This window comes from Streptomyces sp. NPDC051636 (assembly GCF_044453765.1).
Lineage (GTDB): Bacteria > Actinomycetota > Actinomycetes > Streptomycetales > Streptomycetaceae > Streptomyces.
Genome location: NZ_JBITDA010000005.1, coordinates 194445 through 216176, shown reverse-complemented (window position 1 = coordinate 216176; position 21732 = coordinate 194445). Strand labels below are relative to the sequence as shown.

Sequence of the window (21732 nt, the reverse complement as noted above, 5' to 3'; positions counted from 1 at the left end):
GGCAGACGGGAATGCGGCGACAGGGCCTGAGGGGGAGGGTTTTCGTGAACGAGTTCCTGTCCGGTGTCGGCGTCGATCTGCATCTCGAACCGGACGGCGCGAACGGGCGGCGGGCCGGGCTCGAGCGGGCGCTGCGGGACGCCGTGCGGGACGGGCGGCTGGCGCCCGGGACGCGGTTGCCGGCGACGCGGCGGCTCGCGATGGAGCTGGGGATCTCGCGGGGAACCGCGAAGGCGGCGTACGACCAGCTGGTGGCCGAGGGCTATCTGACGGCCCGGCAGGGGTCGGGCACCCGGGTGGCCTCGCTGCCCTGCGTCGACACCGACGCGCCGGAGGCGGTCGTACGCGCGCGTGCCCCGCGTTTCGACCTCCGGCCGGGCAGCCCGGACGTCGGGGCGTTCCCGGCGGCGGCCTGGCTGCGGGCGCTGCGCCGTGCCATCGTGACGGCGCCGTCGCTGGCGTACGACTACGGGGATCCGCGCGGCCGGATCGAGCTGCGCACGGCGCTGTCGGGTTATCTCGGGCGGGCGCGCGGAGTGCTCGCGCCGCCGGGCCGGATCGTCATCACCTCCGGGTACGTGCAGGGGCTGGCGCTCCTCACGCGGGTTCTGGACGGCGGCGCGATCGCCATGGAGGACCCGGGGCTGCCCTTCCACCGGGACGTGGTGCGGCACAACGGCGGGAGCGTGGTGCCGGTGCGGGTCGACGACCGGGGGGCATGCGCGCGGGACCTGGGCGAGGAGTCGGCCGTGGTGGTCACGCCCGCCCACCAGTACCCGACGGGCGTGACCCTGCACCCGGAGCGGCGGCGGACGCTGACCGACTGGGCACGCGCGCGTGGCGGGCTGATCGTCGAGGACGACTACGACGGGGAGTTCCGCTACGACCGCCAGCCCGTCGGCGCCCTCCAGGGCATGGCGCCGGGCCGGGTGGTGTACCTGGGCACCGCCTCCAAGACGCTCGGGCCCGCGCTGCGGCTGGGCTGGATGGTGCTGCCGCCGCACCTGGTGGACGCGGTGGCCGACGCCAAGCTGCACAGCGACCACCACACCGAGACCATCGGGCAGCTGGCGCTCGCCGAGCTCATCGACAGCCACGCCTACGACCGCCACGTGCGCGCGTGCCGGCTGCGCTACCGGCGCCGCCGGGACCAGCTCCTGGACCGGCTGGGCGGGCGCCGGGTGCGCGGGATCGCGGCCGGGCTGCACGCGCTGGTGGAGGTCGCCGACGAGGCCGAGGCGCTGTCCCGCGCGGAGGCGGAGGGCCTCGCCGTGGGCCACCTGAGCGGCCACTGGCACGCCCCCGGCGAGGGCCGGCCACAGGGACTGGTCGTCGGGTACGGCACGCCTCGCGAACGGGTGTACCCGGAGGCGCTTCAGGTGCTGGCGAAGGTGCTGGACGGCGGCTGAGCCCGCGCGGGCGGCAGGCGTCGTCGGCCGGGGGCCGTCGCCGAGGTCACGGAGTCGGGGCGTCGTCGTGCAGGATCCGCTGGAACAGCCGGTGATCCCGCCAGGTCCCGTTGATGGCCAGATAGCGCGGGGCCGTGCCGATGTGCTCGAACCCGCACTTGGCCAGCACGCGCTGGGAACCGGCGTTGTCCAGGACGGTGGAGGCCTCGATCCGGTGCAGCCCCACGGTCTCCCGGGCCACCCGGCACACCGCCTCCACGGCGGCGGTCGCCAGCCCGCGCCCCTGGTGGCCGGCGGCGATCCAGTAACCGAGACAGGCGCTGCGAAAAGGGCCGAGGACGATTCCGGACAGCGTAGTGGTCCCGACGATCCGCCCGTCGGCGGATTCCAGGACCCACGGTACGGTCCGCTTTTCGGCGCATTGCCGCAGCCGGTCGTCGAGTACGGTCTGCTGACCGGCGACGGTGAAGAAATTCTCGGGGCGGCGGGGTTCCCATGGTGCGAGATACTCGCGGTTTTCCAGGTAAGCCGCGGCGAGTGCCGGGGCGTCGCCTTTCGCGGCGATCCGGAATATCACATCGCGTGTTAATTTCTCGGCCGGTATGTCCATGCGCTCACCCTAGCCGCGTCAGGCCGTGCGCAGGAGGCGGGTGTCGAGAGTGCCTGGCAGAGTTCCGGACCGCCTGGTCGTGGTGCGCGCCCGGGTCGGAGAACGGCCGCCCGGTCGGTCGGCCCGGTCAGGAAGTTCCTCAGGTGCACGGAGCAGACGCGTTCCCGCCGCTGTGACGTGTGCCCGTTTCCCCGAGAAAGGGCGATCGGGTTTTCCGCGGCGTCGCGCAAGGGCCGGCGTTTCCGACAGGCCGATGAAGCGGCGGGCCGCCCGACGACCGCACCGGCGTGCCACAAAATCCGGATTCCAGAGAAACGAGCCACCGGCAGCGAATCCAGGAACAGCGCCCCCGCCAGCAGTCCCGCGCTTCCCGGGGCTCCACGCGCGCGTGGAGGTCGGCGGCGAGGCCGTCGGCCGTGACCGTGCCGCCGAATCACCGCGCTGGCACGACGCCGGGTGAGGGAGGTGTTCCCGTGTCTTCCCGTTATGGCCGGGGAACGTACGAACCGGGCTTGTCAGGGACATGAGCCGCGGCTGGGGGTGGGCTGTGAAAGCCGGGGAGACCGATGGTCCTCAGACGGCCACCAGGGGCGCGTCGTCCCGCCACTTGAGCATCTTGTCGAAGCTGACCACCGTGCCGCCCCGGCCCGGCTTGGGCCCGATGTGGACGTGGTCGGCGAGTTCGCGGATGAGACACAGGCCGCGCCCCTGCTCGGCGTCCGCGCGCGGTAACCGGGTGCCCGCGTTGCGGGCGAGCCCCGGGCCGGAGTCGGTCACCTCGATGCGGCACTTCTCACCGTCGAGGTAGGCCGTCACCCGGTACGCCTCCGAGGAGCCGTCGCGCGCACCGTCACCGCCGTGTTCGACGGCGTTCGCACAGGCCTCGCTGAGGGCGACGGACAGGTCGTACGAGACATCGGGGTCCACGCCCGCGGTTTCCATCGCGCCGAGGAGCAGTCGCCGGGCGAGCGGAACGCTCGCGGCCTCGCGCCGCAGATGGAGTGACCACCAGATGCTCATGCTCCAGCCTCCTGGCTGCGGCTCGACATACCGATACGTATTGCCGCGTGTGGCCGTGTGTAAGCACACCGTTGACGTGACGCCGCCCATACGGGGGATGCGGCCGAGGACGAATCGGTGTATTGAGGGGCGGCCCGGCGGCGGCTCTCTCCCGGACCTGCCGCAGGGCGCGGGTAAGGACAGTGCGATGATGGGCGCGCCATGACTGCCCCCCACCCCCGCACGACGCGCTCCGGAGCGGAACTCCGGATTCTGCGGGCCGCGGTGTTCGCCGCGGTCTGCGTCGTGCTGGCCGCGGCGGGGCACGCCCTGGCCGCCTGCGCCACCTTCCCGCTGTGGACGCTGGGCGCGGGATTCCTGGGCTCCCTCCTGCTGGTGGCCCCGCTCACCGGGCGGGAGCGCTCGCTGCCGGGGATCGCGGCGCTGCTCGCCCTGGCCCAGACCGCGCTGCACACGCTGTTCGGGCTGGCCGAGCAGGCCACCGCCGCGACGGCGTCCGGCGCGATGTCCACGATGTCGAGGGGCTCGATGTCGATGGGCCCGGTGTCCGGGATGAGCGACGCGGCCATCGTGGCCCGCGCCGCGCGACTGCTGTGCGGGACCAGCGCGGCCTCCCTCACCCCCGCCCACGCGTACCGGATCCTCGCCGAGGCGCATCTGGCCGGCGGGGCGGACCTGAGGCCGGGCATGGACATGAGCGCCATGCACCACGCGGCAAACGCCACCGGCTCCCCTGCCTCCCTGCTGCCCTCCCTGCCGATGCTCCTCGGCCACCTCCTCGCGGCCGTCACCGTCGGCTGGCTGCTGCGCCGCGGTGACCTGGCGGTGCTGCGGCTGCTGGACCTGTCGACGCACGGAGTCACCGAGGGGGCGCTCGTACGTTCCCTGCGCGGGGCGCTCGCGCTCGCGTGCGCCCTGTACGCCGGGTTCCCGGGCGCTGCCGACCCGCGCGCGCGTGGCCGTCGTACCGCTGCGGAGGACTCCCCCGCCCCGCACACCACCGCACTCCAGCACACGGTGATCCGGCGCGGCCCGCCGTCCGCCGCCGCACTCGACCTCGCCGCCTGACGCGACGGGACCACCACTCCACGCCACATCCGTGCGGAGCGGGGCCGCCGTCGTGCGGCACGCGCGCGTGCGCCGATCGATCTCCCGGCCTCCCGCGCGTATCCCTCCTCACCACCGGAACTCACACCGGATCTCACTCAGAGTGGAGTGCTCCCTGCCATGAAGGCTTCTCGTCTCGCCGCCGCCGCTGCCGTCGCCGGCTCCTTCGTGCTCGCCCTGTCCGCCCCAGCGTTCGCACACGTCACCGTGCAGCCGGAGAACACGCCCGCCAAGGGCGGCTACGCGGTCGTCGACTTCAAGGTCCCCAACGAGCGCGACGACGCCTCGACCACCAGGCTCGAGGTCAGCCTCCCCACCGACCACCCGCTGGCCTCGGTGATGCCGCAGCCGGTCGACGGCTGGACGGTGAAGGTCACCAAGTCCAAGCTGGCCAAGCCGATGGAGATGCACGGCGAGAAGATCACCGAGGCGGTCACCAAGGTCACCTGGACCGCCGACGACGGCAAGGGCATCCCGGCCGGCTGCTTCCAGAAGTTCCCGCTGTCCGTAGGCGCCCTGCCCGACGACACCGACGAGCTGGTCTTCAAGGCGATCCAGACGTACTCCAACAAGGAGGTCGTCCGCTGGATCGAGGTCCAGCAGGACGGCCAGGAGGAGCCCGAGAACCCCGCCCCGGTGCTCGAACTGGCCGCCGCCTCCGAGGACGAGCACTCCCATGGCTCGACCGCCGCCGAGGACACCGCCGGCAAGAAGACCGGGACCGCGGCAGCCTCCGGCGACACCTCCTCCGGCGGCAGCGACACCACCGCCCGCGTGCTCGGCGTGGTCGGCATCGTCGCCGGCGTGGCGGGCGTGGCCTACGGCGTGCTCGCCGGACGGCGGCGGTCCAACGCCTGATCCCCCACCGATCCGCGCCGCGCACCGGGACCGTGCCACGCTTGCGTACGGCCCCGGTGCGCGCCGGAGCTCTCACATCTGGGACATTTCTCTATGCGCAAGAAGACGTTCGCCGCGGCCGCGCTGCTCGCCGCCGCCACCTTTACCCTCTCCGCCTGCGGCAGCGGCGACGACAGCAAGTCGCCCGTAGCCGTGGTCTCCGAGGAGCCCGGATCGGACAAGGCCGCGACCGTGCTCGACCAGCCGTTCGAGAAGCCGGACCTGGTCCTCACCGACACCCACGGCAAGAAGTACGACCTCCGCAAGGAGACCAAGGGCCACCCGACGCTGCTCTACTTCGGCTACACCCACTGCCCCGACATCTGCCCGACGACGATGAGCAACATCGCTGTCGCCAAGAAGGCGCTGCCCAAGGCCGAGCAGAACGACCTGCGGGTCCTGTTCGTCACCACCGACCCGGACCGCGACACCCCGTCCGAACTCGGCAAGTGGCTCAAGGGCATCGACCCCCAGTTCATCGGCCTGACCGGCGACTTCTCCACCATCCAGGCCGGCGCCCGCTCCGTCGGCATCTCCATCGAGCCGACGAAGAAGGACAAGAACGGCAAGGTCGTCTCCGTCCACGGCACCCAGGTCATCGCCTTCTCGCCGAAGACCGACGGCGGCTACCTCCTCTACGGCGAGGACGCCGACGTCGACGACTACACCAAGGACCTCCCGAAGATCATCAAGGGAGCGAACCCGTGAGGCGCTCCGCCCTGCCCGTGCTGGCGCTGACAGGCGCCCTGGCCCTGGCCGGCTGCGGCGGCTCCGGCGACGGTGACGCGAAGGCGAAGCTGTCGGTCAGCTCCTCCTACATGCCCCAGCCGGTCTCGGCCGACATGGCGGCCGGATTCCTGACGATCACCAACAAGGGCGGCACGCAGGACGAGCTGACCTCGGTCACCAGTGACACCGCCGGCGAGATCACCATGCACGACACCGTCGGCGGCGCGATGGAGGAGGTCACCTCCTTCACCGTGCCGGCCCACGGTCAACTCGTGTTCAAAAGCGGGGGCAACCATCTGATGTTCGAGAAGCTGAAGCGCAGGCCGAAGCAGGGCCAGACGATCCCCCTGACGCTCACCTTCGCCAAGTCCGGCCCCCTCACCGTCGAGATGCCGGTGAAGTCCGCCACGTACAACCCGTCGACCGGACACTGAGGGAGGGACCACCTTGACGCGGACCATCACCCCCCGCCTGCGCACCCTGGTGCTGCTGTTCCTGGCCGTCACCGGCGCGCTGCTGGCCGGTGCGGGGCCCGCCTCCGCGCACGCCGCGCTGACCGGCAGCGACCCCGCACAGGGGGTGGTGGTCAAGAAGGCGCCCACCCAGGTGTCGCTCACCTTCTCCGAGAAGGTGGCCATCAACGACGACTCGCTGCACGTCCTCGACCCCAAGGGCAAGGAGGTCGACGTCGGCAAGCCCTCCGACATCAGCGGGACGACGTACGCCGTGCAGCTCAAGAGCGGCCTGGCCGACGGCACCTACACCGTCACCTACCAGGTCGTCTCGGCGGACAGCCACCCCGTCTCCGGCGCCTACACCTTCTCCGTCGGCGCGCCCTCCCAGACCACCGTCTCCGTCTCCGGGCAGACCGCGGGCGGCGGGGTCGTGGGCCGGCTGTACGGGTTCGGGCGGTACATGTCGTACGCCGGCTACATCGTGCTGGTCGGCGGCGCGGCCTTCGTGCTCGCCTGCTGGCAGCGCGGCTCCGGGGTGCGCGCCCTGCAGCGGCTGGTCGTCGGCGGCTGGCTCACACTCACCGCGGCCACGCTCTGGCTGCTGCTCCTGCGCGGCTCCTACACCGGCTCCGGCAAGGTCGCCGACATCTTCGACCTGAACCTGCTCGGCCAGGTCCTGCAGACCAAGACCGGCGCCGCGCTGGTCTCGCGGCTGCTGCTGCTCGCCGCGGCGGCGCTGTTCCTCGCCGTCCTCTTCGGCGCCTACGCCCGCCCGTCGCCGAAGGAGAACGAGGAGAAGCGCGACCTGGCCTTCGGGCTCGCGATCGGCGGGACCGTGGTGGCCGCCGGGCTCGCGGCCAGCTGGGCGATGGCCGAGCACGCCTCGACCGGGCTCCAGCCGGGCATCGCCATGCCGGTCGACGTGCTGCACCTGCTGGCGGTCGCCACCTGGCTGGGCGGGCTCACCGCCCTCCTCGTCGCGCTCTACCGGGCACCCGCGGAGACCCCCGTGGAGACCGCGGCCGTACGCCGCTTCTCCCGCATCGCCTCCGGCTCCGTCACCGCGCTGGTCGCGACCGGCATCTACCAGGCCTGGCGCCAGCTCGGCTCCTGGTCGGCGTTCACCGACACCCGGTACGGGCAGCTGCTGCTGGTCAAGATCGGACTCGTGGCGCTGCTGGTCGGCATCGCGGTGCTCTCCCGGCGGTGGACGGCACGGCTCGCCGACACGGCGCCCGCGTCGAAGGCGAAGCAGTCCAAGGCCGGGAAGGCCGAGGTGAAGGAGCGCGTGACCGCGTCCGCCTCCACCGCCGGGAACGCCAAGCGCGCCGCCCAGCTCGCCCGGCAGCAGGCCGCCCAGGACGCCGCCCGGCAGAAGCGGCTGCGGGACGCCGACCCCCACCGCTTCGGCCTGCGCCGCTCGGTCCTCGCCGAGGCGGGCGTCGCCGTGGTCCTGCTCGCCGTCACCACGGTGCTCACGCAGACCGAGCCGGGCCGCACGGAGCAGGAGGCCAAGGCTGCCTCGTCCTCGTCGTCCTCCTCGCCGTCGTCCTCCTCGGGCGCACTGACCCTGGACATGTCCTTCGACACCGGCGGCCAGGACGGCAAGGGTGTCGTACGCCTCGACCTCGACCCCGCGCGCGTGGGCGGCAACGAGATGCACGTCTACGTCCAGCGGCCCAACGGCCGGGCCTTCGACATCCCCGAGGTGAAGGTCGCCTTCATGCTCACCGCCAAGAAGATCGGGCCCCTGCCCGTGACCCCCGACCACATCACGACCGGGCACTGGGCGGCGACCGGAGTGCAGATCCCCATGGCCGGCGAATGGAAGATCGCCGTGACCGTGCGCACCTCCGACATCGACCAGGTGACCGTCTCCAAGAACGCGCAGATCGGCTGAACCGCACCATGGCTGACCAGTCCATTCCGGAGACCCTTACTCCCGAGGCCGCCCTGCCGGAGCCCGTCGCCGAAGACGGCGGCTCCCGAGCGGGCATCTCCCGCCGCACCCTGCTCGGCACGGCCGGTGCCACCGGGCTGGTGCTCGGCGCGGCGGGCGGGGCCGTGGGGTACGCCGCCGCGCCCGCCGGGGCCACCCCGCTGACCTCGGTGGGCGCCGGCCGGGTGATGTTTCACGGGAAACATCAGCCCGGCATCACCGACGGCCTCCAGGCCCGCGGCCACCTCGCCGCCTTCGACCTGGCGGCGGGCGCGGGCCGCAAGGAGGCGGCCGCGCTGCTGCGCCGCTGGTCGGCGACGGCCGAGCGGCTGATGGCGGGCGAGGCCGCCGCGCACGACGACACGGACGTGGCACGGGACGCCGGCCCGTCGTCGCTGACGATCACCTTCGGCTTCGGGCACAGCTTCTTCTCGAGGACCGGCCTGGAGGAGCAGCGTCCGGTCTCCCTCGACCCGCTGCCCGACTTCTCCTCCGACCACCTCGACAAGGCGCGCAGCAACGGCGACCTGTGGGTGCAGATCGGCGCCAACGACGCCCTGGTCGCCTTCCACGCCCTGCGCGCGATCCAGAAGGACGCGGGCAGCGCGGCCCGCGTCCGCTGGCAGATGAACGGCTTCAACCGCACCCCGGGCGCCACCGCCCACCCCATGACGGCCCGCAACCTGATGGGCCAGCTCGACGGCACCCGCAATCCGAAGCCCACCGACTCCGACTTCGAGAAGCGGATCTTCGTCCCGGTCTCCGGCTCGAGCGACCCCGCCTGGATGGCGAACGGCTCGTACGCCGTCGTGCGCCGGATCCGCATGCTCCTCGACGACTGGGAGAAGCTGTCGACCGCTGCCCAGGAGGCGGTCATCGGGCGCCGCAAGTCCAACGGGGCGCCGCTGTCGGGCGGCACCGAGACGACCGCGATGGACCTGGAGAGGACGGACGCCACCGGTGACTACGTCGTCCCGAGCAACGCCCACGCCCGGATCACCCGGCCCGACCAGAACGGGGGCGCGGCCATGCTCCGGCGCCCCTTCTCCTACCACGACGGCATCGACGCCGACGGCACACCCGACGCGGGCCTGCTGTTCGTCTGCTGGCAGGCGGATCCGCTGCGCGGCTTCGTGCCGGTGCAGCGCAAGCTCGACCGGGGCGACGCCCTGTCGAAGTACATCCGGCACGAGGCCAGCGGGCTGTTCGCGGTGCCGGGCGGCGCCGCCCCGGGGGAGTACGTGGGACAACGGCTGCTGGAGGGATGAGGTCACGCCGATTCACTCCGGACGGGGATGGTCATGAGACACCGGGGCCGGTTTTCCGCGCGGCCATTAGGGTGAGGACATGCCAGCGAGCTATGCGTATCTCGGCCCCGAGGGCACCTTCACCGAAGTCGCCCTGCGCACGCTTCCGGAGGCGGCCACCCGGGAGCTGATCCCGTACGTGTCGGTGCAGTCCGCGCTGGACGCCGTGCGCGCCGGCGAGGCCGAGGCCGCCTTCGTGCCGATCGAGAACTCCGTCGAGGGCGGTATCACCACCACCCTGGACGAGCTGGTCGCGGGTGCACCGCTGATGATCTACCGCGAGGTGCTGCTGTCGATCACCTTCGCGCTCCTGGTCAGACCGGGCACGAAACTGTCCGACATCAAGACCGTCACCGCCCATCCGGCCGCCCAGCCACAGGTCCGCAACTGGCTCAAGGCCAACCTCCCGGACGCCGCCTGGGAGTCCGCCGCCTCCAACGCGGACGGCGCCCGGCTGGTCCAAGAGGGCCGGTACGACGCCGCCTTCGCGGGCGAGTTCGCAGCGTCCCGGTACGGCCTGCAGGCCCTGGAGACCGGGATCCACGACGCGGAGAACGCGCAGACGCGGTTCGTGCTGGTGGGCCGCCCGGCCCGGCCCGCGGCCCCGACCGGCGCGGACAAGACGTCCGTGGTGCTCTGGCAGCGCGACGACCACCCCGGCGCTCTGCGCGACCTGCTGGGCGAGTTCGCCACCCGGGGCATCAACCTCATGCTGCTGCAGTCCCGCCCGACCGGCGCCGGCATCGGCAACTACTGCTTCTGCGTCGACGCCGAGGGCCATATCTCCGACCGACGGGTGGCCGAGGCGCTGACGGGGCTGAAGCGGGTCTGTCTGCAGGTGCGGTTCCTCGGCTCGTACCCCCGTGCGGACGTCACCCCGGGCGGTGTCCGGCCCACGCTGCCCGGGACCTCTGACGAGGAGTTCGTGGCGGCGGCGGACTGGGTCGCCCGGTGCCAGGACGGCCGGTTCTAGAGTTATCCACAGAGGTTATCCACAGGCGGGCTTCTCGCGCTTCTCGACCTGGGGACAAGTCGACACGGAAGCGGGACTTGGTCGACAAATCGCCCTGCGGCCCGCCACCGTGGCCGACAGCACACGCCTCACCCTTCGTCCACTCGTTTCCTTTGGTTCATCTTTTGGGGCGACCTTTTTGCACCCGAAAGTGGGTGTCAGAGCCCTTTGCGCCGGGAATTCCTCACTTCGATCACCACTTCCGGAGTGATCAATTCCGGAATCCACAGGCCTTCCGCACAGCCTGTGGATAACTCTTCGGAAGGTGTGGATTCCTGTGGACAACCGATGCCTCAAGTCCCGTTCTCCACAAGGGAATCGGGTCAACGTGCCGCCTGTCACATGACCCGTCCCAGGGAGTGAGACGATGCTTATTGACACATGGCGCAATTCCCTCATAACGGTAGGTAAGCCGTAGTTCGCCGCAGTTCGGGAAACCGAGTCGTGGGCCCGAACGCGGCACCGGTAGCCTTGACCGCGTGATTGACCTTCGCCTGCTCCGTGAGGACCCCGACCGAGTGCGCGCCTCCCAGCGCGCCCGTGGAGAGGACGTCGCGCTCGTCGACTCCCTCCTGTCCGCCGACGAGCGGCGCAGGTCGTCCGGCGTCCGCTTCGACGAGCTGCGCGCCGAGCAGAAAGCGCTCGGCAAGCTCATCCCGAAGGCCTCCGGGGACGAGAAGGCCGAGCTGCTGAAGAAGGCCGGCCAGCTGGCCGCCGACGTCAAGGCCGCCGACGCCGAGCGCGACGCGGCCGACGCCGAGACCCAGGAGCTCCTGCTGAAGCTGGGCAACCTCATCCACCCCGACGTGCCCGTCGGCGGCGAGGAGGACTTCGTCACGCTGGAGACGCACGGCACGATCCGCGACTTCGGCGCCGAGGGCTTCGAGCCCAAGGACCACCTGGAACTCGGCCAGCTCCTCGGCGCGATCGACGTGGAGCGCGGTGCGAAGGTCTCCGGCTCGCGCTTCTACTTCCTCACCGGCGTCGGCGCCCTGCTGGAGCTGGCCCTGGTCAACGCGGCGATCACCCAGGCGACGGCCGCGGGCTTCACCCCGATGCTGACCCCGGCGCTGGTCCGCCCGCAGTCCATGGCGGGCACCGGCTTCCTCGGCCAGGCCGCCCAGGACGTCTACCACCTCGACAAGGACGACCTGTACCTGGTCGGCACGTCCGAGGTGCCGCTGGCCGCGTACCACATGGACGAGATCCTCGACGCCGACAGGCTGCCGCTGCGCTACGCGGGCTTCTCGCCCTGCTTCCGCCGCGAGGCCGGCTCGCACGGCAAGGACACCAAGGGCATCTTCCGCGTCCACCAGTTCGACAAGGTCGAGATGTTCTCCTACGTCACCCCCGAGGACTCGCAGGCGGAGCACCAGCGCCTGCTGGAGTGGGAGAAGCAGTGGCTGACCTCGCTGGAGCTGCCGTTCCGCGTCATCGACGTCGCCACCGGTGACCTGGGCGCCTCGGCCGCGCGCAAGTTCGACTGCGAGGCGTGGATCCCGACCCAGGGCAAGTACCGCGAACTGACCTCGACCTCGGACTGCACCGAGTTCCAGTCCCGCCGCCTGCAGATCCGCGTCCGCGAGGGCAAGCAGGTACGTCCGCTGGCCACGCTCAACGGCACGCTGTGCGCCGTACCGCGCACGATCGTGGCAATCCTGGAGAACCACCAGCAGGCCGACGGCTCGGTGCGCGTGCCCGAGGTGCTGCGTCCCTACCTGGGCGGCCGGGAGGTCCTGGAGCCGGTCTCCAGGTGAGCACCGGATTCCCCTATCGGCTCGTCGCCACCGACCTCGACGGAACGCTGCTGCGCTCCGACGAATCGATCTCGCAGCGCACCCGTGACGCGCTCGCCGCGGCCACCGCGGCGGGCGCCGCGCACATCGTCGTCACCGGCCGCGCGGCCCCCTGGACCCGGCACATCCTCGACGACCTCGGCTACGACGGTCTCGCGGTCTGCGGCCAGGGCGCGCAGGTCTACCACGCCGGCGAGCACCGCCTGCTGACCTCGGTCACCCTGGACCGGCAGCTGGCGGGCGTGGCCCTGGCCAAGATCGAGGCGGAGGTGGGCCCGCTGTTCCTGGCGGTCAGCCGCGACGGCCTGGACGGCGAGGTGCTGGTGGGACCTGGCTACGCGGTCACGGGCCGGCTGCCGGCGACTCCGTGCACGGACGCGTCGGACCTGTGGACCGCCCCGCTGAACAAGATATACATCCAGCATCCGACCCTCTCGGACGACGAACTGGCCGAGGCGGCCCGCCAGGCCGCGGGCGGCTTCGTGACGGTCGTCCTGGCGGGCGCGGGCATCGTGGAACTCCTGCCGCTGGGCCTGTCCAAGGCCACCGGCCTCTCCCTGGCCGCCCGCCGCCTGGGTCTGAAGGCCGCCGACACACTCGCCTTCGGCGACATGCCCAACGACATCCCGATGTTCGCCTGGGCCGCCCGGGGGGTGGCGATGGCCAACGCCCACGCGGAGTTGAAGGCGGTGGCGGACGAGGTGACGTCCTCCAACGAGGAGGACGGGATCGCGGTGGTGCTGGAGCGGTTGCTGGGCTGAGCTGATCTTTCGCTTCTGCGGAGGATGCACGGATCGAACGTGCGCGGGCTTTCCAGCCCGACCGTGGCTTAGCAAGCCAGTGCCTTACCACTCGGCCAATCCTCCGGGAAGGCGGCCCACGCGAGCGCAGCGCGCCGCGTGCTCGAAGCGGCCGCCCCGGGCAGCTTCCCCGTGCGGGGCGGACTCGGACGGAGCGGGTGACTACTCCGGAGCCCGCCGCGGGCTGCCCTTTCGGGAGCTGGACGTACTGTCGTGCATGGACATCGCCCGGCTCCTCTCCCGGACCGTGTCGCCGGTTCCCCGACCGGCGGCGTGAACACAATCACTGTGCCGGTACGACGAGTTGGGCGCCACCGAATTTCGACGGCACTACCGGCGGCGCCACCTGCGCCGACGCGCCTTGCTGAAGAACCACCCCGCCGGCGGCTCGTCCGACCGCCACGGCCGCGGCTCGGGCTCCTCGGCGCGCCAGCGGGCGGCGAGCATCCGGGCACGGGCGGACGGCTCGGTGGTCTCGGCGGAGCGTATGAACTCGTCGTCCAGGACGGCCCCGTCCCAGTCGTCGTACCACGGCGCCTCGTCGGCCATTTTCGTGCCTCCCCAGCGGTGCATCCCCTGTGCCGAGTGTGCCCGGACGGAGGTGAAGCCCCCGTCAAGACGGGTCCGCGCCTACTCCTCACCCGCGAGCGTCAGCGACCGCAGCTTCTGTCCCGCGTACCAGGTGGCCAGCACGGTGACCGCGACCAGCAGCACCGTCGCCGTGCTCAGCCCGACGTCCGAGGTCACAAGATCGCCGCCTGCCACCTTGTGGGCCACCGCCAGCGCCCACTGCTGGACGCTGAGCGTGCGCGCTCCGGGCACCAGGGAGCCGAACAGGGCCTCCCAGACGAGCGCGTAGACAAGACCGAAGACCACCGCGTGCCGGGACACCGTGCCCAGCAGCAGGAAGACCGCCGCGTACGCGATCGAGGCGACGAGCGCGGCCACCGTGTAGCCGACGGCGACCTGCTGACCGTTGCCGTTGAGGATCAGGCCGGCTATGAGCGTCGGCACCGCGGAGAACACCATCGTCACGGCGATCGCCACGATCAGCTTGGTGAAGATGATCGCCGGCCGCTTCAGCGGCTTGGACAGCAGATACACCACGGAGCCGTCGTCGATCTCCGGCCCGATCGCGCCGGTGCCCGCGATGACGCCGATGATCGGCACCATGGTGGCGAGCGCGAACCCGCCCAGCACGTCCGACGCCGTCTGGTCGTCGGCTCCGGTCAGGGCGCGCACCGCCACGGAGATGACGATGAGCAGCAGGGGCAGTGCGCCCAGGATGAGGGCCCGGCGGCGGCCGAGCAGGGCCCGGTAGGTGAGCCGGGCGACTGTGGGGTCGTACATCTTCGGCCTCCTACGCCGCGACGAGATACGAGAAGACGGACTCGAGGGACTCGTCGGACGGCGAGACCGTGAGCAGCCGGATGCCGTGGTCGCGGGCGACCCTCGGCAGCAGCGCGGTGAAGCGGCCGAAGTCGACGGCCTGGATGCGCAGCGCGCCCTCCGTCAGGTCGACCTCGATGCCGGATGTCGACGGGTCGGCGATCAGCGCGGCCGCGAGCGCGCGGTCGTCGCTGGAGCGCACCAGGTAGCGGTGCGGGCGGTCGGTCATCAGGCGCCGGATCCGGCGGAAGTCGCCGCTGGCCGCGTGCCGGCCGGCGACGACGACCTCGATGTGCCGGGCGAGCTGTTCGACCTCCTCCAGGATGTGGGAGGAGAACAGCACCGTACGGCCCTCGTCGCCCATCCGCCTGAGCAATTCCATGAGCTGCATGCGCTGGCGGGGGTCCATGCCGTTGAACGGCTCGTCGAGCAGGAGCAGCGACGGGTCGTGCACGAGGGCGCTCGCCATCTTCACGCGCTGCCGCATGCCCTTGGAGTACGTGGCGATCTTCCGGTCCTGCGCGTACTCCATCTCGACCGTGGCCAGCGCCTTCTGGGCGGCCTTGACGCCGAGGCCGTGCAACTCAGCGTTGGCGACGACGAACTCACGGCCGGTGAGGAAGTCGTACATGGCCTCACGCTCGGGGACGATGCCGATGTGCCGGTAGATGTCCTCGTTGCGCCACACCGGCTGCCCGTCGAGGGTGACCGTGCCCGTGGAGGGAGCGAGGAAGCCGCCCATCATGTTGATCAGGGTGGACTTACCGGCGCCGTTGGGGCCGAGCAGGCCGGTGACGCCGGGGCCGATGGTCATGGTGATGTCGTTGACGGCGACCACGTTGCCGAACCAGCGGGAGACGTGGTCGAGGGAGAGCGTGGTCATTACAGGCCCACCTTCTTGTAGCGGCGCATCAGCAGGCCGTAACTGGCTGTGATGACGCCCAGGGCGACGAGGACGTACACCGCGCCCGCTCCGGTGGACGGGCCTTCGCCCCCGGGTCCGGAGGAGGTGGCGCCGAGGAAGGCGGACTGCACCCCGTCGATGAGCGTGACGGGCGAGAACAGGCCGATCCAGGGGATCGCGCCGCTGCTGCCGTTGACGTCGGCGATGGCCTGGAGGGTGGTGACCGCGCCGTAGGAGATGGTCAGGACGGCGATGACGGCGGCGATGCCGAACCCGCGGCGCGGGGTGACGGAGGCGATGACCAGGCCGATGCCGGCGAAGAGCAGCGAGAGCAGTGCCACGGAGACGAGTCCCTGGGCGAATTCCTTGGTCTGGTGGGCGAGGTCGAGCTTGGCCAGCAGCGCGCCCGCGTAGAGCACGAGCAGCGGGGATGCGGTCAGGATGAACATCGCCGAGGCCAGCGCCGCGTACTTGGCGCGGACGTAGTCGGCGGTCTCGATCGGCCGCGAGAAGTACAGCGGCACGGTCTTGAAGCGCAGGTCGCGGGAGACGGACTGGGGTGCCTGCGAGGCGACGTACAGGCTGATGACGGCCTGCATGATGATCGCGTAGCGAGTGTAGGGCACCGGCAGTTCGTGCGCCTTGGTGGCGACCGCGACGGCGACCATGATGGCCGCGGGCACGCACATCACCGCGAACAGCAGCATCGGCAGCACCTTGGACTTCACCGAGCGGCCGAGGCCGTAGGCGCCGCGCAGGGACTGCGAGTACAGGGACCGGCGGGCGTAGGCGCGTCCCAGGCGGGGGCCGTCGTAGCTGCGGTAGCCGATGTTGTGGATACGGGTCTGGTCACCCGGGGCGTTCGCTACGGGGTGCTCAACGGCCATGGCCGACCGCCTCCTTCCGCTGCTCGTCGCTGTCCCGGAACACCTCCGAGATGTGGTGCCTGCGCTGCTCCATGCGCACCAGTCCGATGCCGAGGCCGGCGACGACGTCACGCACCAGGTCGTACGTCTCCTCGCCCGGAGCGGTCAGCAGCAGCACGCGGCCGGCGCCGGGCAGGCCGCTGCCCTCGTCGTGGGTGTCCACCCCGCGCGCGTGGAGCGCCTCGCGGACCGCGCGGGTGCCGTCGGGGTGGTCGTCGGTGTCGGTGACCTCGATCGCGAGGGTGGTCGTGGTCTGCGTGAAGTCGGTGGTGGAGCTGGAGCGCAGGAGCGTGCCGCCGTCGATGACGACGACGTGGTCGCAGGTGCGCTCCAGCTCGCCCAGGAGGTGCGAGGTGACCAGGACCGAGATGCCGAAGTCGGTGTGGATTCGACGGATCAGGCCGAGCATCTCGTCGCGGCCGACCGGGTCGAGGCCGTTGGTCGGCTCGTCCAGGAAGACCAGCTGCGGGTCGTGCACCAGGGCCTGGGCGAGCTTCACGCGCTGCTTCATGCCGGTCGAGTAGCCGCCGATGGGACGGTAGCGCTCCTCGTACAGGCCGACATGGCGCAGGGTGTCCGCGGTGCGCTCGCGCGCGGCAGCGGGCGGCAGGCCGGACATGCGGGCCATGTGGACGACGAACTCGGTCGCCGAGACGTCGGGCGGCAGGCAGTCGTGCTCCGGCATGTAGCCCACGCGCTCGCGGATGTCGGCGCCCTTGGCCGCGACGTCGAGACCGAGCACCTCGGCGCGGCCCTCGGTGGCGGGGGACAGACCCAGCAGGATCTTGATCAGTGTTGACTTGCCGGCTCCGTTGGCACCGACGAGTCCGGTCACACCGGGTCCGACGTCCACGGAGAGCCGGTCAAGCGCGGTCACCCGGGGGAACCGCTTGCTCAGGCTTTCGGTCGCGATCACAGTCACGTCTTCGAAGGTAGTGACGCGGGCCACGCCGGGCGTCAGACCGGAGAGCCGTCTTGGCGTCAGACTCCAGTCGTACGGGAACCTACGGGTCACCCTGAGGTCTCACGCCCCACCAGGCTATTGACGCTTGGTCTAACGACTGGAACAGTCGCGGGGGTCACGTTACGGGCAAGTAGGGCAGCCGGATCGGACGGTGGGCGGTGGCGGTGGCATGACGACGGCGGTGACACGCGGACTCGCCGCGGAACTCGCGGGCTTCAGGACCGTGCAGCGGCTGGCGTACGAGTGCGCCGAGGCCGTGGCCGCCCGGCTGGAACCGGGCGTGACCGAGCGCGAGGCCGCCCGCATGCAGCGGCAGTGGCTGCGCGAGCGGGGCGTGCGGGACTGGTTCCACCTGCCCTTCGCCTGGTTCGGTGACCGCACGGTGTCCGCGGGCTTCACGGTGCCTTGGCAGTTCTTCCCGACCGGTCGCCGTCTGGAGCCCGGAATGCCGTTCATCCTGGACATGGCCCCGGTCTACGAGGGATACACGGCGGACATCGGCTACTCGGGCTCGCTCGGCGTCAACCCGGTGCAGGACCGGCTGATGGCCGACCTGGAGGCGCACCGCGAGCTGATCCTGCGCGAGATCTACGAGGACGTCGACCGCCTCATGGTCCGCCAGGGCTACGCCAACCGGCACCGCGCCCATCCCTTCGGGGTGATCGCCCACAAGGTCGACCGGGTACGGCAGCGCCGCCGGTCCCCGCACGTCTTCGGGTTCGGCACGCAGTCCCTGAAGGGCCTGGCGGGCGACGTGCTGCGCGGACACCGCGAGGGCCGGTCGCCGCTGTGGTCGCCGTACCGCTTCTCCGACCACCCGCCGCGGCCGGGCCTGTGGGCGGTCGAACCGCACCTCGGCTTCCGGGGGACGGGCGCGAAGTCCGAGGAGATCCTGGTCGTCACCGGCTCCCGGGACCCTCGGCAGAGCGCCTTCCGGCTGGACGACGATCTGCCATGGGGGTCCCCCCGCGCGAGGGCGTGCGAGCGCGGGGGAGTGCGGCGCCGGGCGGAGGCGAGGTGACGATGCCTACGACGCTGAAGGGCGCGCGGGAGCGCCGGGTGTGCACGGGCGGGGTCGAGCTGTGCGTGGCGGAGCTCGGGGATCCGGACCGGCCGACGGTGGTGCTGGTGCACGGCTACCCGGACAGCAAGGAGGTCTGGTCGGAGGTGGCCTTCCGCCTCGCCGGCCGGTTCCACGTCGTGCTGTACGACGTCCGGGGCCACGGCCGCTCCACGGCACCGCGGCCGCTGCGCGGCGGCTTCACCCTGGAGAAGCTCACGGACGACTTCCTGGCGGTCGTGGACGCGGTCAGCCCGGGCCGGCCGGTACACCTGGTGGGGCACGACTGGGGCTCGGTGCAGTCCTGGGAGTTCGTCACCGTCCAGCGCACCGAGGGCCGGATCGCCTCCTTCACCTCGATGTCCGGGCCCTCCCTGGACCACTTCGGACACTGGATCAACGCGCGCGTGAGGCGACCGACGCCCCGGCGCGTGGGCCAGCTCCTCGGCCAGGGCGCCAGATCCTGGTACGTGTACCTGCTGCACACCCCCGCCCTGCCCGAACTGGCCTGGCGCGGCCCCCTGGGCAAGCACTGGCCGAAGATCCTGCGGCGGGTGGAGAAGGTACCCGGCGGCGACCACCCCGCCCCGTCCCTGCCGACGGACGCGGCGCACGGCGCCTGGCTGTACCGGGACAACGTACGGTTCCGGCTGCGCAGGCCGCGCACGGACGCGTACGCGCACGCGCCCGTGCAGCTCATCACGCCCCTGGGGGACGCGTTCCTGTCGAAGCGGCTCTACGACGACCTGGAGCAGTGGGTTCCGCAGTTGACCCGCCGCACACTGCCTGCGCGGCACTGGATCCCGCGCACCCGGCCCGACCAGGTGGGGGCCTGGATCGAGGAGTTCGTCACGGGCGTCGAGGGCGGACGCCCCTCGCCGAAGCCCACAGGCCGCCACGCCGACCGCTTCGGCGGACAACTCGTGTTGGTCACCGGCGCGGGCAGCGGCATCGGGCGGGCCACGGCGTTCGCGTTCGCGGAGGCCGGCGCGCGCGTGGTGGCCGTCGACCGGGACGCGGAGGCCGCCGTCCGCACCGCGGAGCTGTCCCGTCTGCTCGGCGCTCCGGGGGCCTGGGCGGAGCCGGTCGACGTCTCCGACGAGCAGGCGATGGAGCAGCTGGCCGAGAAGGTCACCGCCGAGCACGGCGTGGTCGACGTGCTGGTGAACAACGCGGGCATCGGCCTGTCCGGCTCCTTCTTCGCCACGACGACGGAGGACTGGCGCAGGGTCCTGGACGTCAACCTGTGGGGCGTCATCCACGGCTGCCGCCTCTTCGGCGCGCGAATGGCCGAGCGCGGGCAGGGCGGCCACATCGTCAACATCGCGTCGGCGGCCGCCTACCAGCCCTCCCGGGCGCTGCCCGCCTACAGCACGTCGAAGGCGGCGGTGCTCATGCTGAGCGAGTGCCTGCGGGCCGAACTGGCCGGCCGGGACATCGGCGTGACGGCGATCTGCCCCGGCTTCGTCAACACGAATATCACGTCGACGGCCGTCTTCGCGGGCGTGGACGCCGAGGAGGAGAAGCGGCGCCAGAAGCGGACCGCCCGCCTCTACGGCCTGCGCAACTACCCGCCGGAGAAGGTCGCCGACGCCGTCCTGGACGCGGTCGCCCACAACAAGCCGCTGGTCCCGGTGACCCCGGAGGCCCGCGGCGCGCACCTCCTGTCCCGCTTCCTGCCCGGGGCGGTGCGGGCGATCGCCCGGGTGGAGCCGCGGTTGTGATCGGGATGAAGTCCCCCGAAAGGGCAGGCAGTTGTCCACAGAGTCACCAACTCGCCTGTGGATAACTGCAGTTGGTTGTGGATCAAACCTCATCGGCAAAACGAAATGCGTGATTGCCGTCTCTCCCGTCATGCTGAGGGGATGGACGAAAGACGCACCGTGAAGGTGTCGAAGTACCTCTCGAAACACCTGCGTCACCAGCCTGAGCGGATCGGTCTCACGCTCGACGAGGGCGGCTGGGTCGAGATCGACACGCTGATCGCCGCGGCCACCGCCCACGGGTTCCGCTTCACACGCGAGGAACTCGACCACGTGGTGGCCGTCAACGACAAGAAGCGGTTCGCGGTCGAGGGCACCCGGATCCGGGCCAGCCAGGGCCACAGCATCGAGGTAGACCTCGGCCTGCCCCCGGCGACTCCGCCGCCGTACCTCTACCACGGCACCGTGGCCCGCTGCCTGGACGCGATCCGGGCGGAGGGCCTGCGGCCCATGAACCGGCACGACGTCCACCTGTCGGCCGACCGCGGGACGGCCGAGCGGGTCGGCGCCCGCCGCGGCCGGCCCGTCGTCCTCCCGGTCGACGCGGGCGCCATGCACCGCGACGGTCACGTCTTCCACGTCAGCGCCAACGGGGTGTGGCTCACCCAGGCCGTGCCGCCCCGATATCTGCGGTTCTCCGAGCCGCACGGTGGCTGAGCGGCCGCGCACAGTGGCCGTTTCGGCCGTTGTCAGTGGTGGCGCTTAGTCTCGGGGGCATGAGTCTGCGTCTGAGCACCGTGATCCTTCCGTACCGCCGCTGGAGCGAGGGCGGCCGTTCGACCTGGGTGCGGGCCGAACAGCTGGGCTTCCACACGGGGTACACGTACGACCACCTGTCCTGGCGCAGCTTCCGCGACGGCCCCTGGTTCGGCGCGATACCGACGCTGACCGCCGCCGCTTCCGTCACCGAGCGGCTCCGCCTGGGGACGCTGGTGACCTCGCCGAACTTCCGCCACCCGGTGACGCTGGCCAAGGAACTGATCTCCCTCGACGACATCTCCGGCGGCCGGGTCACCCTGGGCATCGGCGCGGGCGGCACCGGCTTCGACGCCACCGTGCTCGGGCAGGAGCCCTGGACTCCGCGCGAGCGGGCCGACCGGTTCGCGGAGTTCGTCCCGCTGCTCGACCGGCTGCTGACCGAGGACGGCACGGACGGGGTGTCGTACCAGGGCGACTTCTACGCGGCGCACGAGGCGCGCAACATACCCGGCTGCGTGCAGCGCCCCCGGCTGCCCTTCGCCGTCGCCGCCACCGGCCCCCGGGGTCTGAAGCTCGCCGCCCGGTACGGACAGGCGTGGGTGACCACCGGAGACCCCAGGCTCTACGAGAACGGCACGCCGGAGCAGTCGCTGGCGGCCCTGCGCGGGCAGGCGGGGAAGCTGGCCGACGCCTGCGCCGCCACCGGCCGGGACATGGCCGGGCTCGACAAGATCCTGCTCACCGGCTTCACCCCGGACCGCGGCCGACCGCTGCAGTCCCTGGACGCCTTCGTGGACTTCGCGGGCCGGCACCAGGAGCTGGGCTTCACCGAGATCGTGATCCACTGGCCCATCCCCGACTCGGACTTCGCCGCCGACGAGAAGGTCTTCGAGCGGATCGCCCTGGAGGCCGTCGCGCAGCTGCGCTGACGCCGCGTACGATCCGT

Annotated in this window: 21 protein-coding genes and 1 tRNA gene; 14 read left to right on the top strand and 8 right to left on the bottom strand. The window is 71.5% G+C overall.

The annotated features are described in order from the left end of the window. Positions 1 to 44: 44 nt before the first annotated feature. Entirely contained in the window at positions 45 to 1409 is a 1365-nt protein-coding gene (locus ACIBBH_RS12610; RefSeq protein ID WP_399404231.1) for a PLP-dependent aminotransferase family protein, read from the top strand. A 46-nt stretch (positions 1410 to 1455) separates the two neighbouring features. On the opposite strand, the gene ACIBBH_RS12605 is transcribed toward ACIBBH_RS12610, so the two are convergent. Then, a complete protein-coding gene (locus tag ACIBBH_RS12605; protein ID WP_399404230.1) occupies positions 1456 to 2019 on the bottom strand; it encodes a GNAT family N-acetyltransferase in 564 nt (187 codons plus the stop codon). 573 nt (positions 2020 to 2592) lie between these two features. Beyond that, entirely contained in the window at positions 2593 to 3039 is a 447-nt protein-coding gene (locus tag ACIBBH_RS12600) for an ATP-binding protein (RefSeq protein WP_399404229.1), read from the bottom strand. Between the two features lie 201 nt (positions 3040 to 3240). Between ACIBBH_RS12600 and ACIBBH_RS12595 the strand changes: the two genes are divergently transcribed. The 9 genes from ACIBBH_RS12595 to ACIBBH_RS12555 all read left to right on the top strand — a co-directional run bounded on the left by ACIBBH_RS12595 (position 3241) and on the right by ACIBBH_RS12555 (position 13042). Then, the gene (locus tag ACIBBH_RS12595) at positions 3241 to 4107 is read left to right on the top strand and encodes a hypothetical protein (protein WP_399404228.1); all 867 of its coding nucleotides are present in this window, start codon (positions 3241 to 3243) and stop codon (positions 4105 to 4107) included. A 159-nt stretch (positions 4108 to 4266) separates the two neighbouring features. Next, complete coding sequence (locus ACIBBH_RS12590) at positions 4267 to 5004, top strand: YcnI family protein (RefSeq protein WP_399404227.1); 738 nt, start codon at positions 4267 to 4269, stop codon at positions 5002 to 5004. A 93-nt stretch (positions 5005 to 5097) separates the two neighbouring features. After that, positions 5098 to 5751, top strand: a complete 654-nt coding sequence (locus tag ACIBBH_RS12585) for an SCO family protein (protein ID WP_399404226.1) — start codon at positions 5098 to 5100, stop codon at positions 5749 to 5751. Continuing rightward, the gene (locus tag ACIBBH_RS12580; RefSeq protein ID WP_399404225.1) at positions 5748 to 6206 is read left to right on the top strand and encodes a copper chaperone PCu(A)C; all 459 of its coding nucleotides are present in this window, start codon (positions 5748 to 5750) and stop codon (positions 6204 to 6206) included. The genes ACIBBH_RS12585 and ACIBBH_RS12580 overlap by 4 nt, the downstream gene beginning before the upstream one ends. 13 nt (positions 6207 to 6219) lie before the next feature. After that, positions 6220 to 8127 (top strand): copper resistance CopC/CopD family protein, encoded by a 1908-nt coding sequence (locus ACIBBH_RS12575; protein WP_399404224.1) that lies wholly within the window; start codon positions 6220 to 6222, stop codon positions 8125 to 8127. A gap of 8 nt (positions 8128 to 8135) precedes the next feature. Then, a complete protein-coding gene (efeB, locus tag ACIBBH_RS12570) occupies positions 8136 to 9434 on the top strand; it encodes an iron uptake transporter deferrochelatase/peroxidase subunit (protein WP_399404223.1) in 1299 nt (432 codons plus the stop codon). A 79-nt stretch (positions 9435 to 9513) separates the two neighbouring features. Next, the gene (gene pheA / locus ACIBBH_RS12565; protein WP_399404222.1) at positions 9514 to 10446 is read left to right on the top strand and encodes a prephenate dehydratase; all 933 of its coding nucleotides are present in this window, start codon (positions 9514 to 9516) and stop codon (positions 10444 to 10446) included. Between the two features lie 518 nt (positions 10447 to 10964). Beyond that, positions 10965 to 12242, top strand: a complete 1278-nt coding sequence (gene serS, locus ACIBBH_RS12560; RefSeq protein WP_399404221.1) for a serine--tRNA ligase — start codon at positions 10965 to 10967, stop codon at positions 12240 to 12242. Continuing rightward, complete coding sequence (locus tag ACIBBH_RS12555; RefSeq protein ID WP_399404220.1) at positions 12239 to 13042, top strand: HAD family hydrolase; 804 nt, start codon at positions 12239 to 12241, stop codon at positions 13040 to 13042. The genes serS and ACIBBH_RS12555 overlap by 4 nt, the downstream gene beginning before the upstream one ends. Positions 13043 to 13060: 18 nt before the next feature. On the opposite strand, the gene ACIBBH_RS12550 is transcribed toward ACIBBH_RS12555, so the two are convergent. The 6 genes from ACIBBH_RS12550 to ACIBBH_RS12525 all read right to left on the bottom strand — a co-directional run bounded on the left by ACIBBH_RS12550 (position 13061) and on the right by ACIBBH_RS12525 (position 17216). After that, positions 13061 to 13147 (bottom strand) — tRNA-Ser (locus ACIBBH_RS12550). Between the two features lie 264 nt (positions 13148 to 13411). Next, a complete protein-coding gene (locus tag ACIBBH_RS12545) occupies positions 13412 to 13630 on the bottom strand; it encodes a hypothetical protein (protein WP_399404219.1) in 219 nt (72 codons plus the stop codon). 81 nt (positions 13631 to 13711) lie between these two features. Continuing rightward, positions 13712 to 14431: an ABC transporter permease subunit gene (locus ACIBBH_RS12540; RefSeq protein ID WP_399404218.1), complete on the bottom strand. Its 720-nt coding sequence runs from the start codon at positions 14429 to 14431 to the stop codon at positions 13712 to 13714. 10 nt (positions 14432 to 14441) lie between these two features. Beyond that, positions 14442 to 15353: an ABC transporter ATP-binding protein gene (locus ACIBBH_RS12535; protein WP_399404217.1), complete on the bottom strand. Its 912-nt coding sequence runs from the start codon at positions 15351 to 15353 to the stop codon at positions 14442 to 14444. Beyond that, positions 15353 to 16261, bottom strand: coding sequence for an ABC transporter permease (locus ACIBBH_RS12530; protein WP_399404216.1), 909 nt, complete (start codon positions 16259 to 16261; stop codon positions 15353 to 15355). Before ACIBBH_RS12530 ends, ACIBBH_RS12535 begins: the two co-directional genes overlap by 1 nt. Next, positions 16251 to 17216: an ABC transporter ATP-binding protein gene (locus ACIBBH_RS12525; RefSeq protein WP_399404383.1), complete on the bottom strand. Its 966-nt coding sequence runs from the start codon at positions 17214 to 17216 to the stop codon at positions 16251 to 16253. Before ACIBBH_RS12525 ends, ACIBBH_RS12530 begins: the two co-directional genes overlap by 11 nt. Before the next feature lie 217 nt (positions 17217 to 17433). Here ACIBBH_RS12525 and ACIBBH_RS12520 point away from each other — a divergent pair, with 217 nt between their 5' ends. The 4 genes from ACIBBH_RS12520 to ACIBBH_RS12505 all read left to right on the top strand — a co-directional run bounded on the left by ACIBBH_RS12520 (position 17434) and on the right by ACIBBH_RS12505 (position 21715). Beyond that, the gene (locus tag ACIBBH_RS12520) at positions 17434 to 18285 is read left to right on the top strand and encodes a M24 family metallopeptidase (RefSeq protein WP_399404215.1); all 852 of its coding nucleotides are present in this window, start codon (positions 17434 to 17436) and stop codon (positions 18283 to 18285) included. 2 nt (positions 18286 to 18287) lie between these two features. Then, a complete protein-coding gene (locus ACIBBH_RS12515; protein ID WP_399404214.1) occupies positions 18288 to 20048 on the top strand; it encodes an SDR family oxidoreductase in 1761 nt (586 codons plus the stop codon). 141 nt (positions 20049 to 20189) lie between these two features. After that, the gene (locus tag ACIBBH_RS12510) at positions 20190 to 20744 is read left to right on the top strand and encodes an RNA 2'-phosphotransferase (protein WP_399404213.1); all 555 of its coding nucleotides are present in this window, start codon (positions 20190 to 20192) and stop codon (positions 20742 to 20744) included. 59 nt (positions 20745 to 20803) lie between these two features. Then, positions 20804 to 21715 carry an LLM class flavin-dependent oxidoreductase gene (locus ACIBBH_RS12505; RefSeq protein WP_399404212.1) on the top strand — a complete coding sequence of 304 codons (912 nt, stop codon included), beginning with the start codon at positions 20804 to 20806 and terminating at the stop codon, positions 21713 to 21715. Positions 21716 to 21732 lie beyond the last annotated feature (17 nt).

What these genes read in the sequence shown, in the direction of transcription:
- ACIBBH_RS12605 (WP_399404230.1), bottom strand. Translation starts at nt 2,019, where the DNA reads ATGGACATACCGGCCGAGAAATTAACACGCGATGTGATATTCCGGATC.
- ACIBBH_RS12600 (WP_399404229.1), bottom strand. Translation starts at nt 3,039, where the DNA reads ATGAGCATCTGGTGGTCACTCCATCTGCGGCGCGAGGCCGCGAGCGTT.
- ACIBBH_RS12595 (WP_399404228.1), top strand. Translation starts at nt 3,241, where the DNA reads ATGACTGCCCCCCACCCCCGCACGACGCGCTCCGGAGCGGAACTCCGG.
- ACIBBH_RS12590 (WP_399404227.1), top strand. Translation starts at nt 4,267, where the DNA reads ATGAAGGCTTCTCGTCTCGCCGCCGCCGCTGCCGTCGCCGGCTCCTTC.
- ACIBBH_RS12585 (WP_399404226.1), top strand. Translation starts at nt 5,098, where the DNA reads ATGCGCAAGAAGACGTTCGCCGCGGCCGCGCTGCTCGCCGCCGCCACC.
- efeB (WP_399404223.1), top strand. Translation starts at nt 8,136, where the DNA reads ATGGCTGACCAGTCCATTCCGGAGACCCTTACTCCCGAGGCCGCCCTG.
- pheA (WP_399404222.1), top strand. Translation starts at nt 9,514, where the DNA reads ATGCCAGCGAGCTATGCGTATCTCGGCCCCGAGGGCACCTTCACCGAA.
- ACIBBH_RS12545 (WP_399404219.1), bottom strand. Translation starts at nt 13,630, where the DNA reads ATGGCCGACGAGGCGCCGTGGTACGACGACTGGGACGGGGCCGTCCTG.
- ACIBBH_RS12540 (WP_399404218.1), bottom strand. Translation starts at nt 14,431, where the DNA reads ATGTACGACCCCACAGTCGCCCGGCTCACCTACCGGGCCCTGCTCGGC.
- ACIBBH_RS12535 (WP_399404217.1), bottom strand. Translation starts at nt 15,353, where the DNA reads ATGACCACGCTCTCCCTCGACCACGTCTCCCGCTGGTTCGGCAACGTG.
- ACIBBH_RS12530 (WP_399404216.1), bottom strand. Translation starts at nt 16,261, where the DNA reads ATGGCCGTTGAGCACCCCGTAGCGAACGCCCCGGGTGACCAGACCCGT.
- ACIBBH_RS12520 (WP_399404215.1), top strand. Translation starts at nt 17,434, where the DNA reads ATGACGACGGCGGTGACACGCGGACTCGCCGCGGAACTCGCGGGCTTC.
- ACIBBH_RS12515 (WP_399404214.1), top strand. Translation starts at nt 18,288, where the DNA reads ATGCCTACGACGCTGAAGGGCGCGCGGGAGCGCCGGGTGTGCACGGGC.
- ACIBBH_RS12510 (WP_399404213.1), top strand. Translation starts at nt 20,190, where the DNA reads ATGGACGAAAGACGCACCGTGAAGGTGTCGAAGTACCTCTCGAAACAC.
- ACIBBH_RS12505 (WP_399404212.1), top strand. Translation starts at nt 20,804, where the DNA reads ATGAGTCTGCGTCTGAGCACCGTGATCCTTCCGTACCGCCGCTGGAGC.